The 14,964-nt window shown below is 44.0% G+C and carries 15 protein-coding genes; 4 read left to right on the forward strand and 11 right to left on the reverse strand.

From position 1 onward, the window contains the following. Nucleotides 1-252 precede the first annotated feature (252 nt). The gene (locus OCV56_RS04905) at nucleotides 253-705 is read left to right on the forward strand and encodes a septal ring lytic transglycosylase RlpA family protein (RefSeq protein WP_086712366.1); all 453 of its coding nucleotides are present in this window, start codon (nucleotides 253-255) and stop codon (nucleotides 703-705) included. 202 nt (nucleotides 706-907) lie between these two features. Next, nucleotides 908-1,921: a manganese-dependent inorganic pyrophosphatase gene (locus tag OCV56_RS04910; RefSeq protein WP_086712271.1), complete on the forward strand. Its 1,014-nt coding sequence runs from the start codon at nucleotides 908-910 to the stop codon at nucleotides 1,919-1,921. 148 nt (nucleotides 1,922-2,069) lie between these two features. Here OCV56_RS04910 and OCV56_RS04915 read toward each other — a convergent pair whose 3' ends face one another. Further along, nucleotides 2,070-2,438, reverse strand: a complete 369-nt coding sequence (locus tag OCV56_RS04915; RefSeq protein WP_086712270.1) for a hypothetical protein — start codon at nucleotides 2,436-2,438, stop codon at nucleotides 2,070-2,072. A gap of 272 nt (nucleotides 2,439-2,710) precedes the next feature. Here OCV56_RS04915 and OCV56_RS04920 point away from each other — a divergent pair, with 272 nt between their 5' ends. Next, nucleotides 2,711-3,448 (forward strand): hypothetical protein, encoded by a 738-nt coding sequence (locus OCV56_RS04920; RefSeq protein ID WP_086712269.1) that lies wholly within the window; start codon nucleotides 2,711-2,713, stop codon nucleotides 3,446-3,448. Nucleotides 3,449-3,847: 399 nt separating this feature from the next. Here the strand turns inward: OCV56_RS04920 and OCV56_RS04925 are convergent, their stop codons facing one another. The 10 genes from OCV56_RS04925 to OCV56_RS04970 form a co-directional block, all read right to left on the reverse strand. Next, on the reverse strand, nucleotides 3,848-4,354 hold the full coding sequence (locus tag OCV56_RS04925; protein ID WP_086712268.1) for a GNAT family N-acetyltransferase: 507 nt from the start codon (nucleotides 4,352-4,354) through the stop codon (nucleotides 3,848-3,850). 100 nt (nucleotides 4,355-4,454) lie between these two features. Further along, nucleotides 4,455-4,940: a TetR/AcrR family transcriptional regulator gene (locus OCV56_RS04930; protein WP_315973288.1), complete on the reverse strand. Its 486-nt coding sequence runs from the start codon at nucleotides 4,938-4,940 to the stop codon at nucleotides 4,455-4,457. 288 nt (nucleotides 4,941-5,228) lie between these two features. Next, a complete protein-coding gene (locus OCV56_RS04935) occupies nucleotides 5,229-6,479 on the reverse strand; it encodes a lipase family alpha/beta hydrolase (protein WP_228761226.1) in 1,251 nt (416 codons plus the stop codon). A gap of 128 nt (nucleotides 6,480-6,607) precedes the next feature. Continuing rightward, nucleotides 6,608-7,060, reverse strand: a complete 453-nt coding sequence (locus OCV56_RS04940; protein ID WP_086712265.1) for a pentapeptide repeat-containing protein — start codon at nucleotides 7,058-7,060, stop codon at nucleotides 6,608-6,610. An 85-nt stretch (nucleotides 7,061-7,145) separates the two neighbouring features. Then, a complete protein-coding gene (locus OCV56_RS04945; RefSeq protein WP_086712264.1) occupies nucleotides 7,146-7,538 on the reverse strand; it encodes an ArsR/SmtB family transcription factor in 393 nt (130 codons plus the stop codon). A gap of 75 nt (nucleotides 7,539-7,613) precedes the next feature. Continuing rightward, on the reverse strand, nucleotides 7,614-8,549 hold the full coding sequence (locus OCV56_RS04950) for a permease (RefSeq protein ID WP_158094616.1): 936 nt from the start codon (nucleotides 8,547-8,549) through the stop codon (nucleotides 7,614-7,616). A gap of 430 nt (nucleotides 8,550-8,979) precedes the next feature. Beyond that, entirely contained in the window at nucleotides 8,980-9,405 is a 426-nt protein-coding gene (locus OCV56_RS04955; RefSeq protein ID WP_086712263.1) for a rhodanese-like domain-containing protein, read from the reverse strand. Between the two features lie 68 nt (nucleotides 9,406-9,473). Next, on the reverse strand, nucleotides 9,474-10,865 hold the full coding sequence (locus tag OCV56_RS04960) for a CoA-disulfide reductase (RefSeq protein ID WP_086712262.1): 1,392 nt from the start codon (nucleotides 10,863-10,865) through the stop codon (nucleotides 9,474-9,476). A gap of 80 nt (nucleotides 10,866-10,945) precedes the next feature. Then, nucleotides 10,946-12,355, reverse strand: coding sequence for a cation:dicarboxylate symporter family transporter (locus OCV56_RS04965; protein WP_086712261.1), 1,410 nt, complete (start codon nucleotides 12,353-12,355; stop codon nucleotides 10,946-10,948). A gap of 462 nt (nucleotides 12,356-12,817) precedes the next feature. Beyond that, entirely contained in the window at nucleotides 12,818-14,080 is a 1,263-nt protein-coding gene (locus tag OCV56_RS04970; RefSeq protein ID WP_086712260.1) for a metal-dependent hydrolase family protein, read from the reverse strand. A 303-nt stretch (nucleotides 14,081-14,383) separates the two neighbouring features. Between OCV56_RS04970 and OCV56_RS04975 the strand changes: the two genes are divergently transcribed. Next, entirely contained in the window at nucleotides 14,384-14,878 is a 495-nt protein-coding gene (locus tag OCV56_RS04975; protein ID WP_086712259.1) for a hypothetical protein, read from the forward strand. Nucleotides 14,879-14,964 lie beyond the last annotated feature (86 nt).

Raw genomic sequence — 14,964 nt, forward strand, 5'->3', positions numbered from 1 at the left:
GAATAGGGCACAACTCAATCTGCATTCGAGTGTTCTTTGAACCGTGGTTTATCTGCGTTGAATGATTAATAAATAAGCAGCCTCAACTCTTTGTTAAATCTGACGTTTTGAAGATAAAACCTTTCATGAATATGACGGAAGAAAACGTACTTCATGAAAACATTCTGCACACATACTGGATGGTAGTCTTTGCTGAGCAGTGACTATACTCAGCATTACATGGCGAACCAAAACACAACGAAAACAGAGAAAATGCACAGATTAGCGCACCCAAATTATATGAAAAAACTACATATCATCTTTACCGCTCTTATTCTTATGATATTAGCCGGATGCACCTCAACGTCGGCGGTCGGCAGTTCTAAAACAAAGGAATATGCCAAGTCACATGCTTTGACTGGTAAAGCTTCTTGGTATGGTGATAAGTTCCATGGAAAGCTCACAGCAAGTGGTGAGACGTATAATATGAATGCTTATACGGCAGCGCATAAAACCTTAGCCTTTGGCACTATCGTGAGAGTGACCAATACAGCCAATAACAAGTCTGTCGATGTGAAAATTAATGACCGAGGCCCTTATGTAAAAGGCCGAGTGATCGACCTTTCACACAAAGCATTTGCAAAAATCGGCAACGTTAAGCAAGGCACAGTTCCTGTCAGAATCGAGATTGTTGATGACAGTAATACCTTTAGGTACAAGCACTAACTGCCTCTAAGCCTGCAGTGGTTTGTGAAACTCAAGGATTGGTAGAGATACTGATCCTTTTTTGTTTTTTGGGAAACCTAACGAGATCTAAATTACATTTCGTTACTTACTGAAGTAAATCTGAAATATTACTGACACGGTTCTGAAATTTTTCAAGGCTAGCGTATGGGGTTCTAAAACGAATCCAAATAAGGAAATATCCGTGAAGCTAACACCTGTCGTTGCTGCCGTAATCATGTCTTTCAGTTCAGCAAGTTTTGCTTTTAGCCTGCAACAATCTGCCAATGAAAACAGTGAAGATCTCGTATGGACGGGGCACCTTAGCCCAGACAGCGACACGGTAATGTCTGCGATGCTCGCGGCTCATATCTATGGCGGTACGGCGACAGTGCCTGAGCCTATCAACCCTGAATCGACGTTCATCTTGAATTACTGCAATGCTGAATCTCCACGTGTAGAGAAAGATTACTCTTCATATCGAGTGGGGCTGGTGGATTTCAACCAAGTGACTCAATTAGCACCAACCATCGATCAATCAGCTATTGTGGCTGTGGTCGATCACCATGCGATTGGTGGCTCACCGATTAATACGCCTCAAATTGTTGAGATGGATATTCGAGGTTGGGGTTCAGCTGCAACTATTCTGGCTGACAACGCTGAAAAGCTCGATGTGACATTACCCAAACACCTTGCTTGTGTTGGCTTAGGCGCGATTCTCTCTGATACCGTGGTATTCCAATCAGCAACCACGACAGAGCGCGATCGTGAATACGCAGAGAAACTGGCAAAGGTTGCAGGCATTTCAGATATCGAAGACTTCGGCCAACAGATGTTGATTGCTAAATCCGATCTTAGCCACCTTTCATCTGAAACCATTCTGACGCTGGATTACAAAAACTTTAAATACGGTGGAAAACAGGTGGGTATCGGTGTGGCTGAAACACTAACCGCTCAACAACTGATTGACCGTAAAGACGAGCTTTTGGCAGCAATGAAGGCATACAAAGAAGAGAATGGGCTAGACCATTTGTTCTTCTCAATCACAGACACTAAGAACAAAGAAGCAAACTTACTTTGGGTAGATGAAAGCGACTATCAGGTCATCAAATCCGCTTTCAACGCTGAACCGACAAGCGATATGTTGACTCTGGAGGGGGTCACCTCGCGCAAACGCCAGATTGGCCCTGCGGTACAAAAGGCAATTGAGAGCTTGTAAGTATTAAGAGAGTTTGGGAGAGGGATTGGTAGAGATACCAATCCCTTTTTGTTTTAGGACTGAATTGGATTTGGACATTTGTGAGTTAGCAATGAGAGAGTACGCACAACAATAGGTACTAGAACATCGCTTGGTGAGATGCCTAGTCTTACTGCCGCAGTACAATTCTGTAATGGTCTAATTTCGAAACCTTTTCTATATTGTCGAGCATCGTATCTACTACGTCTCTTGTCGTCCAATGCAAGGTTACTAATGAGTTTTCTATCTTTATGTATCCATGAGGGCGAGGTGAGGGAACATGAATACTTTCTAGCAACGAATCTAATAGATGCACAACAGCCGCCATTGCCTCACTACACTCATCACACTCACTGAGGTTTAAACGCCAGCTATGATAGCTAGCCGTTTCGTATGGTGGTTTTTCTTGCAAGGTGCCAAAGAAAATATAACCTTTGGCTTCTCTCAACTTTGGATAGATATCGAGAATTTCCCAAATAATTTTCTCTCTTGTTTTCATATAAAATGTTATCTCGGCTCTGTTTGATATCTAGTATGGCGTCGTTAACGCCCCTTTATTCCGCATTACGAGGTTAAAGATGAGATATTTCACGACACACACCACAGCACTATCACTTAACTATTTGTATAGTATAAATAAAGTCGACAGGGTAGATAAGCTTAAATGGCAGCTTCAATTGAGATTGTAGTCTTCATTTCTGATAGCGTATTTGGCTTGTGCTCTCAAAAAATTTGAAATCATCGTAATAATTTATAAACGTGGAGTTGCTAATGGATCTTAGTTCATTGAAATCTAACTATGAGTTAGTTTTGAAAGAGCTACACAGTACTGATTTTATCAATGGAGAAGACAGGTATTCAGGGGTATTTCTACCGTATCCATTCGAACAATACGATTCGGCTCAAAAACGAGTTATGTTAGTAGGAAGAGAGACCGCGAAATGGAATACTTTAAACAACAAAAATACTATAAAACGTATCGTTGATAAAAATGCTTCTAATAACATTAGAGCTGTCATTGAAGAAGCTTTTGACCGCTATTCTTGGCACTTGTACGACAAAAAAGGGGGGAATATAAAAACCTCACATCGATCTCACTTTAAGAGATTCTATACAAATTTAGCTAGAAAACTGAATGCTAGTCCTGAAGAGCTTGTGTATGCCAACCTTTATGCATGGGACTACAACGGAGCATCTCCATCTAGGCGTGGGAAAGAAGAGTTCACGGTAATTCAACAGCTATCAGCAGATCTTTTGGCTGAAGCGATCAAGTTTTGCAAACCCGATACCATTGTATTCGCTGTAGGATGCAATCGTAAAAACGACGAGACGATAAAACTCATAATGGATAAACATTTCGGTGGGTACGAAACGAAAGAGCTTGATAGAAAAAAATACTGGCGATTTTCCAGTAATGGCATGGATTGTTACAGGATCTCTCACCCTAGAGCTAGTTCAAAAGAACAACAAAACTACCGAAAGTTGGTTATTGATAGAGTAACTGGCTGATTATCGTTTGATAAAAGTACGGCAATTTCAGTGGCAGCTTTGCCACTGAGCAATTACGTTAACACCTAATGGGGCAAATCCATGTTAGCTCTAGAATAAAAATCCCCTCCTAGCCTCCCCTTAATCAGCATCTGCGATCTATTGTGGGGAGGAACAGAGCGCCGATCGTTACATGTGCAGTTACATATTCCGCGCCAAAGAAGATTCTCCTCCTCGGTCGCAGGCCAAAAGGGGTTGATGAACTAAATTTGAGGGTGTTTAGAGTTAGAAGGTGTTGCCAAATTAGCCCGAAACTGCATTCATCCTCTCGGAATCAATAAGTAATTTCTTCGAAAAGCATTACGCTTACCCAAACAAAAATGGAACGCCTGAGCGTTCCATTTTTCCTATCTGATGACCTTAAACTTGCTCGTTTGGGTGTCCCCACATTCGCTCACTTGCGTAAGGGCCAGAGATGCTTGAAGTCGATTCACCTACACCGTCTAGTGCGCCAGGGGTAAGTGCTTTAGCGAACCAGCACTCTAAAGGTGCAAGTGTTTTTACAGGTGGAAGCACGTTGTGTGCGGTGTTGTAGCGGTTGCCGTAGTGGAACGGTTCGCCCATCACGAAGATAACGTCAGCGTCGAGTTGTTTCTCGGCTTCTTCCATTAATCGAGTCGCGTAGCCTTTGCCTTGGTATTCTGGCAACACCGCTAAAGGTGCAAGCACATAACACTTCAGGTGTGGTGCTGCGTCTATTGTGATTGGGGTATAGCATGCGTGTGCTACGCCTTCATGCACGATAGAAAAGCTGCCGTCGGCAATAAGATCGTCGGCAAATTCTGCGTACAGTTTTGCATGGCGTTCGTCGTAAAGCCCGCCTGCAGCGGCGAAAGCGTCATATTGAATTTCATAAGGGGTTTTCATTTGAAAAATTCCTAACTTAAATTATTTGTTGTTAGCGTTTTCAGGTATCTGATTGCTTTAGATAGCCAACAACGTTTTATTGAGCTTTTAAGCGAGGTACTTATAAATCCAGCAGCAGTAAGTACTTAGCTATGAAGCGTTCTTTAATTTGTTCTAACGGGTAATCACCATCCGAGAACAAGTAATTGAGTGCGATACCATCGATGTCGGCGATCAACATGTGGCTATCGACAATGCTGTTGGCATGGGGAATGTCGCACAGAATGACTTCAAAAGAGTGCACCATCAGTTGGTAGCGTTCATCTAACTGGTCTTTCAATATCAACCTTGTTGAAGGCTGACATTTCACTTGGTAATCCAACTGATAAAACCGTTTTTGTTGTGGGTCGGCCATAGACAAAAAGATGTGTTCGATAAGGTTAATAAACCTCTGTTTCGCCGACATTCCTTCACTAGACTGGTCAACACTTTCGCCAACTTCGCTAATGATCTCCGCCATGCGAACAAACACCTGTCTTAGTAGATCATCTTTGTTTTTGAAATGATGAAAAACTAAACCCTTTGATACTTTCGCCGTTTCACACACTTGTGCGATAGACGTTTTTTCAAAGCCTTGTGTTGCGAATAACTCAATCGCGGCTTGGATTGCTTGCTGCTTTTTGTCCATGGGAATCACTCAATTAATTACAGACCGACTATCCGGTCTGTAATTTATGGGCGAATAATATACAACATTAATGTGCCCTGCAAGATCTTTTAAGATCATTCATAACGTGAGTGCTTGGGGAGCTAAGGGAGGCTGGGAGGGGATGTTCAACTCATGAGGTGAGCGGCGCACTCCGATAAAACAACTGGTGATGCGCCTAAAGGTGGATTAATTTGTTTGCTCTGCTCTCAACCAAAAGTCGGATAGGTCTTCAAACAGGTCATCGTTGTCTAAAATGCTGGTATGGTCTTCATCATAGCCGAGGATTTGTGATGCATGGAGTTGGGCTGGGCGCGACAATTGGCTTGAGAGGTTAATGACACCATCATTACTTTTGGTATTGAACAGCTCGCCCGAGTTATAGCCAAACGAGAGAAAATGTGGCGTGTTGTTGTCATTGTTATCAGAAAATAAATCAGCGATAAACTTACCGTCTGGGTTTAAATCTATCCAAGCAGGCATTACGACAGGGGCGTACTCTATACCTTGCTTGGCTGATGCCACGCCACCGAACGGGGAAGATATAGTGGTGATACTACTAACAAAATCACACAGCTGCCCAATGCTGCACTGACGGAGACTGTTGGTGGCGATAAGCCCGCCCATACTGTGCGCGACCACATGCAATTGTTGAATCTTGTACTGAGTGACGACGGTGTGTATTAGGTTATTCAGGCCCTTTGAGTTCAAAGCCAAAGACAAACCTGAAGGGTAGTTAAATACCCATATTTGATATTTAGATTGGTCGATCTTTTCAATCAGTGGGGCAAAGTCTAATGCGGTGGCGTTAATGCCATGCACAAACAAGATAGGGATTTTATTCGGGTCGTACTCTGATAAAAAATAGACCCCCGCATTATGCTCGAGCAAGAATGTTAGTGGCTGCCACATCCCGAGTTTGGCGTTTTTTCTATCAAAGGGTGGATCCGATAAACTCACGACGGTGCCAATATCGACAAGATCCAGTTCGATTTTCAACAGTGAAGAGAGTGAGCGACCAACAAACGCACTTGGGACTTCATTTTCATTAACTTCTAGGGATACTTCTATGGTGGAATTGTCTTGATGGTTACGAAGGTTAATGACACTGAATGCTTCGTCTGCTTGTAGGGTTAAGTCTTGATTTTTATCTTCAAAGACAAGTAGATAATGGATGTTGTTCGATAGCTGTAAGTCGATGCGGTCACTAGCGATTATTCCGTCGTAACCATCCACTTCGCTTTTATTGATGTCTTTGATTTGCTCAATCACCACGGCCGAATCTGACGCGGGTTGGCTCAAAACGAGTTGGTATTGGTTGGTAATGGAGTTAATTGCGTCTATCTCATGGGATAGGTTTCTAAAGTTACTGCACCCAAACAGTATTGAACTGACTAGCAGTACTACGCCGAACCGTAGCGCTGTACTAAGCCTCAGCACTGAAACGAGTTTTAGCGCTGAAAGCAAGCGTGCAGTTAGTAATTTCCTCACTCTAATTTCATCCTTATACCAACCCGGTTCATCCATAAATCAATAACCTGTGTTTAATAGTAGCAATTAAACAGCGTTTAACCTGACTTGGAGGCGAAACATTGCTGGTTCGGATTACGCAGCTTGATGATGGTATTACTAGGGTCGATGCGGTTGAGTGCGCTATCGCTCAGATTAGCGTGGCTGAAATCGGTACGAAATAGATCCGCACGATACAAATCAACGTCTCTCATTTGTGCGTAGTTCATGTCTGCGTTTCGTAAATCTGCATCGCGGAACGTGGCGTTGTTCAGCTTAGCATGGCTGAAATTGGCGTAGGTGATATCAGCCTCATTCATGTTGGATCCCGATAAATCGGCACCACTAAAGTTGGTACGAATTAGGTTGGCGCAACGAAGGTCAACATTTTGAAGCATTAGATTACTTAGGTCGACATTACGTAATTGTGCACGCTGGCCGCCTTGGTTTTCTAGCCACAGTTTGTGTTGTTCAAGAATAGAATCAAGCTCTTGCTGAGTATAGGTATTCATAATTCACACCACCATTTTCAACAGGGATGCCGTGGCATCCTCTTATTGCGTCTCTTGCTGTCTCTCTTCTTCTATTTGTTGAGAGCTAGCTAATTTTGCTGTGCCATATCTCGCTGTCTGGCCCGATAACACAGTCACCATCAACTCTCATTGATAAGCGAATCTGACAACGTTTAACCACTTCTTGGAAATCGTCTTCTGGCAAGTGTCTTACTGAATCGACCAAAGCTTTACAGTGAGGCGCGGTTTGTTCTTTCAAGGTGTAAAACACCCACTTTCCTTTCTTATCGTGGTTAAGAAGCCCAGCTTTGTAGAGCATTTTTAGGTTACGAGAGACGTTGTATTGAGTTTCACCAATGATGTCCATTGCTTCAGCCACCGCCATGCATTCATCAACATGCAGGAACAACCAGAACAATCGCAGGCGATTGGGTTCTGATAAGGCTTTGAGCGAATCAATGTATTTTTCATCCATCATGGTTTTACCTTTCCAACTGAATAGCGCCACTCTCGATGAGCGGCGCGAAGTTTTATTTATTCTGAGTAACCGATTTTACACAACGTATTGGAAGATAGCGCCACCAATGATGGCTGTCGTTAAGACGATTCCTACAAACGCGATTACGGCTTTTCTTTTTAGAACTGCAGATACTAGCGCGATTTCAGGCAAACTGGCACCTGTACCGCCAATAATTAATGCCAATGCTGCGCCTAAGCCCATTCCTTTAGCAATTAACACGTTAAGCAGAGGAATCGCCATCTCGATACGTAGGTAAAGCGGAATACCAATCAATGAAGCGACCACGATAGATTGGAAGCTGTCACCGCCCACGTATTTCTCTACCAAGTCTGCTGGCAAGTAAGCTGCCGAGAATCCACTGATCGCCGCACCCAATAGTACATAAGGGATGATTCGTTTGAACAAAGCCCAAGCTCCACCCATAGCATTACGCATTCTTGATACTGAAGAAGGAGCCGCGGCACAAGTGTTGCCTGTGTTTTTGTTATTGCTCGAACCTGAGCAGCCTTTGCCTTTGGTGTCTTCAAGCTCAGCACCACGTTTGATTTCGTTTCTCCAAGGTGATTTGGATATCAAGTAACCACCAAGAACCGCGGCGGTAAAGGTCACCAAGAAGTACACCACGGTGATCTTCAATCCGAACGCTGCGTACACCATCGCTAATACGATGAAGTTACACAGTGGCGCCGAGATGATGAAGCTCATCACAGTACCTAATGATGCACCCATCGACGCCATCGCCATGGTCACCGGAACCACAGCTGCGCTACAAAATGGAGTTAACATCCCGAACAATGCGCCCAACAAGGTTCCCCATTTATCGTGTTTGGTCAGCGTCGCTTGGAGCTTATCTTGAGGGATATACTCTCGCATGATGCCAGTCAGAACCGACACAATAGCGATGATAACGACCAGACCTTTGGCCACATAAAAGAACTCATTTAACGCAATAACTAATTTAGCGTCCACAATTGGAATCTCTAGCAAGTGAAAAGAGGTCGAATCATATATACGAATGCACAATTGTGCAAGTGTGTATGTTTAAGTTGATTGAAAATAGACTAGGTTAGGCGTGCTTGTGGTTTATGGTTTTCTTTCTGGATAGTTGTGTCTTTAATTTTTTTAACTTCTAAAAATCAATAGCTTAAATTATTCATGTAAGGCGAGGGATAGAGGGTCAAAGTAAGACAAGTTATTTGAAAAATAATAATGAGACAGTGGGAATGTGTGGGTTATTCGGGCATTACATTCTGTGAATGCGAGGCAAGCACAGAATATAACGTCTAGTATCACCGGGCAGGATCGATACTCGAATACATACTGAGTAGCAGGAATTAGCGTAGGACAGTTGAGCTCTACGCTCGATTTAACTCAGTACGATTTTATTGAGTTGGATGTTTTATTTAGTTGGCATTTCAATGTCACCTGATTGCTCTGCCCAAGCAGCAAAGCCACCTGCGAGGTTTTTAACAGGCTTTAACCCCATCTCCGCGGCCATCTTGGCAGCGTAAAGAGAACGCAAACCGTGGGCACAATAGAACACGTAGGTTTTGTCTTGGTTGAATATTTTATTGTGAACGGGGCATTCTGGATCAATCAAGAATTCCAGCATGCCTCTTGGGCAAGTAAAAGCGCCGGGAATAATGCCAAGCTTGTTTCTTTCTTCGGCTTCTCTCACATCGACAAACACGTAGTCATCAAGTGTGTTTTGCTTGTCGTCGCTGCCGTTGAATAGCGCTATTGCTTCTTCTACCGACATATCTTCAACGACTTGGTAGGCTTCTTCTTTGAGGGCTTTAATGCCTTTGGTAATGGTTTGTGCCATGGTTTTCTCTCTCATTAAATTGGGTGATGGTGATTAAATTAAGTGCATTTTATTAAGTTAGATGACAGTTATTTCGCAACATTGCCCGCCACATTCAGCGCGTCCCATGTTCGTGCAAAAGGAGGAGCGTAGCTGAAATCAAGGTAACCCAATTGTTGGGTCGTCATGCCTGCAGTAATCGCAACGCCTAATGCATTTAGCCGACCTACAGCGCCTTTCTTGCCGACAATTTCTCCACCTAAAAGGCGTTTAGATTCAGGGTCGTAAGCAAGTTTTATCTTGATGTCTTCTTGGCCGGGGTAATAATCTGTTTGGTTCTTGTCTTTAATGACAGAGGTACTGGTTGGCACTGCGTATTGGTTTGCCATCCAATGAGAAATGCCCGTGTTAGCAAGCTCGTAATCAAGTACTTTCAAAGATGATGAACCTAAGAAACCATCGAGGAAGGTCTCTTTGCCTACTAATCTGTCGGCCATCATTCGAGCCTGTTTATTGGCTGTGGTGGCAAGTGGCAAATACACGGGCTGATCGAGCGTTAAGTGATGAACCGTCGCGCAGTCACCTACGGCGTAAATATTAGCTACGGGTGTCGCCCCAAACTTATCGACTAACAAAGCGCCGTTGGGTAGTTTTGGTAGATCAAACAATTCGGTATTGGGTTTGAAGCCAAGTGCCAGAATCACAATGTCGGCTTGAATTGCAGTCGGTCCATTGTGAGTGTCTTGTGTGTTGCTGAGCGTCAGTATGTAGCTGCCGCGTTCCATTCTTTCTATGTGTTCGACTTGGGTATTGGTTAGCAGATTGGTTCCTGTGTCACGAATGGCATCTTCGATGTCGATGATCATCTCTGGACTGAATTGGCGGCTCATGATGTGCGCTTCACGCTCTATTATGGTGACGTCTTTTCCTAAGTCATGTGCCGCATCGAACATCTCTAATCCAATAAAACCTGCGCCAATGATTGCGACGCGAGGTTTATCTTCTGCGAGCATGGCTTGTTTCACGGCAATGCCGTCTTCCATGCTAGTGAGGGTGTAAATGTGCTCGGTGTTATTCGAATCAGCGCTATCAGCACGTCCAGGGTTACTCACACGAAAAGAGGTCGCGAAATCTGGAATTAAAGGGCGCGCACCTGTCGCAATGATTAACTTATCAAACGAGATATCTTGTGACTTGCCTTGCGTGCTGACTGTGATGATTTGCTCGGCCGCATTCACCGCGATCACTTCTGTATTGATGCGAACATCGAGCCCTGAATCGATGGCTTGCTGTGGTGTGCGAGAGATCATGCGATCTGTAGTTTGAAACTTGTCACCAACAAAGTAGGGCAGGCCGCACGCACCAAACGACAGGTAGCTGCGTTTTTCGATCACGATAACGTCATCAGTGGGTTGGTTTCTTTTGTATTTGGCAGCAAAGCTCATACCTGCGGCACTGCCACCTAAAATTACGATCTTCATAGTGGTACATCTTCTTATGAGGGCGCGGTTTCACGCCCTGTGTTTATTTGAATGAATCTGAATAACTTGAGCGATCTGCGTTAAGCAGGAATTTCGCTATTGGTTGTATTCGATGGGGCGTGTGTTTTGTACTGTTCAGCGTTCAATGAACCGTTAGTTTTGGCGGTTAGTACACCAGAGAGCATTGAACCCGAGATGTTAAGAGCGGTACGCGCCATATCAATCAAGGCTTCAATCGAGACCAGTATCGCAACGATAGTGATGTCTAATCCCATGATGGTTAGCACGGCAACGGCTGCGAAGGTTGCGCCGCCGCCGACGCCTGCAATACCGAATGAAGCAATGGCAATCACGGCGATAAGTTGTAGAACAAAGCTCAGGTCAATTGGGATACCCATGACTTGCGCGGCCATGATGGCGAGCATTGCTGGGTAAATTCCGGCACAACCGTTTTGGCCAATACTGGTACCGAATGTTGCCGACATATTGGCTGTTTCTTCGTCTACTCCAAGACGTTGAGTCTGTGTTTCTACGTTTAATGGAATAGCGGCCATGCTTGAGCGAGAACCGAAGCCGAACACCAACACAGGCCAAGTTTTTTTTGCGAATGTCTTCGGAGACAAACCAAACAAACCAACAAGTACGAGGTGAACCACAAACATCACTGCGATTGCTGCGTAGCTTGCGATTACGAATCGACCCATTTCAGAGAGTGCGAACAAATCGTTGTTCATCATGAACTTGGTCATTAAAGCGAACACGCCATAAGGGGTAAGCTTTAGGATTTCTCGAACCATCGATAGAACGACTTCTTTCGCAGCATTGATGAAATCAACAAAGCTTTGTACTTTTTCGGGTTTACGCTTTTTCACCTGCAAGATGCTGAAACCAAGGAACATACCGAATAGAACCGTCGATAACGTTGAGGTTCTTTCTGCACCCGTCAGCATCTCAAAAATATTGGCAGGGATGATAGACAGCACCAAGCTTGTGAAGGTGTTGTTAGACATCAGTTCTTGAGTCGAAAGCAAACTATCACTGCGCGCTTCAATGGCCGTATTCGTGCCCATCGCATGAACTAAGCTGTTCGCATCGATGTTGAATAAGTAGATACTCGCAATACCAATTACCGCAGAGATCGTCACGCTAAAAATCAACACACCGATGACTTTAGGCGCGATTTTCGAGAGGGCGCTAGTGCCTTCCACATTCATGATGGACGCTGTCATAGCAACAAACACCAGCGGTATCACTATCATCTGCAGTAACTTGACGTAACCGTTCCCGAATAGAGAAATAAGATCAGAAAACTGCAGTCCAACTGCGCTATCGGTTCCGAGTGCAACTTGAATAATGCCCCCAAACAAAAGGCCGCCAACCAGTGCGCTAAGCACACGGAAGTTGAAGCTTTTTTTCTGTTTTTTAAAGCGCGATAGCACGACGTAAAAGCCGAGGAAAATGGCACTCAGTGCCAGTAAGGTTAAGCTCATTTTAAGCTCCTATTATTTACAGCTAATTAAAATCACAGGATCGAGGCGCAGAATGTGTGTGAGGTGTTTTTACCAAAGGCGCACAAGGTTTGAAGCGTTGTCCAGTGAAGGAATACCTGTAAGACGAAGCTTGATAAAAAAAGACGGTAAAAAATCTCAATTAATTTTCAAATTAAAAAACGGGCGCTTTTCCGGGTGTGTTTTGCAGCTGTTTTTCAGAATGGCGGGCAATTTCTTCGTCTTTTCAGGCGCAGTGTCGTCTTAGTCTAATGAGCTAAATTTGGTGGCTATGTTTGGTGAATTTTGGCGGTTTATGATGGGATCTATTCGGGTGAGTGTGCCGCGGGATAATCAGGGGTGAAATCAAGAATTGAACGGCTTTGAGCGATGAGTTTTAAATAAAGCGGTGCTATGACGAATTCGCCATAGCACCGCAGTTTATTCTAATCTTGAGGTTCTAAATTAAAGGCTATTTTTATACACCTTGCCGTCTTTCATGATCAGTTTTTGTGTTTCTGTATTAGCTACACATGCCACTCCTTCCAGTGGGTTGCCGTCGATGATTAATAGGTCGGCATACGCACCTTCAACGATCTGACCTAGTTTGCCTTTTTGGTAAGGGTGTTGGTAAGTCGACATTTCAAACAAGCGTCCACAGTTTGATGTCGCCATACGAAGTGCAGTGATGGTATCGAACACTTGTTCAATCGCGCCAAGCTCATTTAATTGAGTCGCATGAACGTTGGTTTCGTCGACACAGTCGGTACCAAAGGCGATGTTTTGGATATCGTATTTCTTAATCAACTCTGCTGACTTGAACATGGCTTTACCCACGCGCTCTGTCTTGCGGTATGTCTCTTCGTTTGGCAGAGGGATCTTACGCTCTGCAATCAATGAAGAGGTAAAGTAAGAAGGAATCACCCAAATACCTTTCTCTTTAATGATCTCCGCAATGTCGTCGTCCATGATAGTCGCATGTTCGAATGACATCACGCCCGCTTCTGCCGCTCGGCGCATCGCATCAGATGTGTGGATGTGCGCAGCGACATAGGTGCCGTAATCGGAAGCGGCATCAACCGCAGCTTTCATTTCTTCAGATGTGAATTGCAATGTATCTAGCGGGTCGAACGTTGAAGATGCGCCACCGCCTGCCATGATCTTGATTTGTGATGCACCCATAAACAGTTGTTCACGTACTGCTTTCAATACTTCTGAACGGCCATCGGCCACTTTCATAGCACCAAGCTTCATCATTGGGGAATCTTCGTGGCCGTTAGCTAAACGCTCTTGCGCTTGGTTCTGGCGGTAATCTGAGTGACCACAGGTTTGCGAGATAGCCGCCATTGAAGGCAGAATACGTGGGCCAGTTGCGTAACCGTTATCGATACTGTTTTTAAGGCCAAGCGTGTTGCCCGCTACATCACGAATGGTGGTAAACCCGCGCATCAGCATCTCTTCTGAAATCTTTGCTGAGCGAATCGCCACTTCTTCACGTGTCATGGTATCAATCACATTGAAAGGTGCAGATAGCGTGATATGAACGTGTGCATCAATCAAACCTGGCATTACTGTGCCACCTCGAGCATCAATGATTTCATCGGCTAGCGTTGGGTCAATCTCGCCAATTTGAGTAATCAAGTTATCTTCGATAAGAAGTGATACGTTCTCGATTAGGTTGTTATCAACACCGTTAAATACGTTCGCGTTAGTGATTAGCTTTTTCATAGTCTGCACCTTTTGGATATGAGTTAGTGTCGCTGATGGAGTCATCATATGGGGAGCGGTAATGGAAGAATGGCCATTTGGTGACACGTAATGACGAGGCTTATCTTTTGGTGCTTTTCTATATTTTGAGAAATTGCTTTAATAGAGGGAAGCGAATTATTGGTGTGATAAATGATCAATCGATAAAAACTAATAATTTCGAATGGAATGGTTGTGGTGTCACCAAATGGTAAGTTTTGGTCCGATTCGAACGCTAAGATGTATTTCAAATCGAGGCTACTTATCAAATCAGAGAGAGACATAATGACTAAATCAGACAAAGTTTACGGATTCAATACACCACAACGTCTATTCGTAGGTTATACGTTAGCTGTGCTGGTGGACTTAGTGGTCCTTAACTTCTTCGATGAGTACTGGGACTTCGTCAACATTGAATCCTTCACTATCTCTTTGATAGCGGCGTTGCTGCTTCAGCTACTATTGAAACTTTCTATTGGTTTAGAACATAAGATTGCTGAGCACTTCAAAAGCAAACCAGGTACAGCACCGAAGGTTTATCGAGCAATCACCACTTACATCATCTTAGTGGGTTCAAAGTTCGTGATGCTAGAAGCAATTAACCTTCTGTTTGGCGAGAAGGTGAGCTTTACTGGCCCTTGGAATGGTGTAGTGGCGTTCTTCGCTGTGGTATTTACGATTCTGATTGCTGAAGTGTTGGTATCGAAAATCTACTTTGCTCTTGATAATAAAGAACAAATCGATAACGAATTAGAAGAGGCAAAAGAAGTAAAAGCATAATTGCTAGTTGATGGCTGCTCGGAGAGCTCTTAATCGACTTTCCAATAAAAAGGGTTGGTATTTATACCAACCCTTTGTTTTTTAGA

The sequence above is a fragment of the Vibrio gigantis genome, from assembly GCF_024347515.1.
Taxonomy (GTDB): domain Bacteria; phylum Pseudomonadota; class Gammaproteobacteria; order Enterobacterales; family Vibrionaceae; genus Vibrio; species Vibrio gigantis.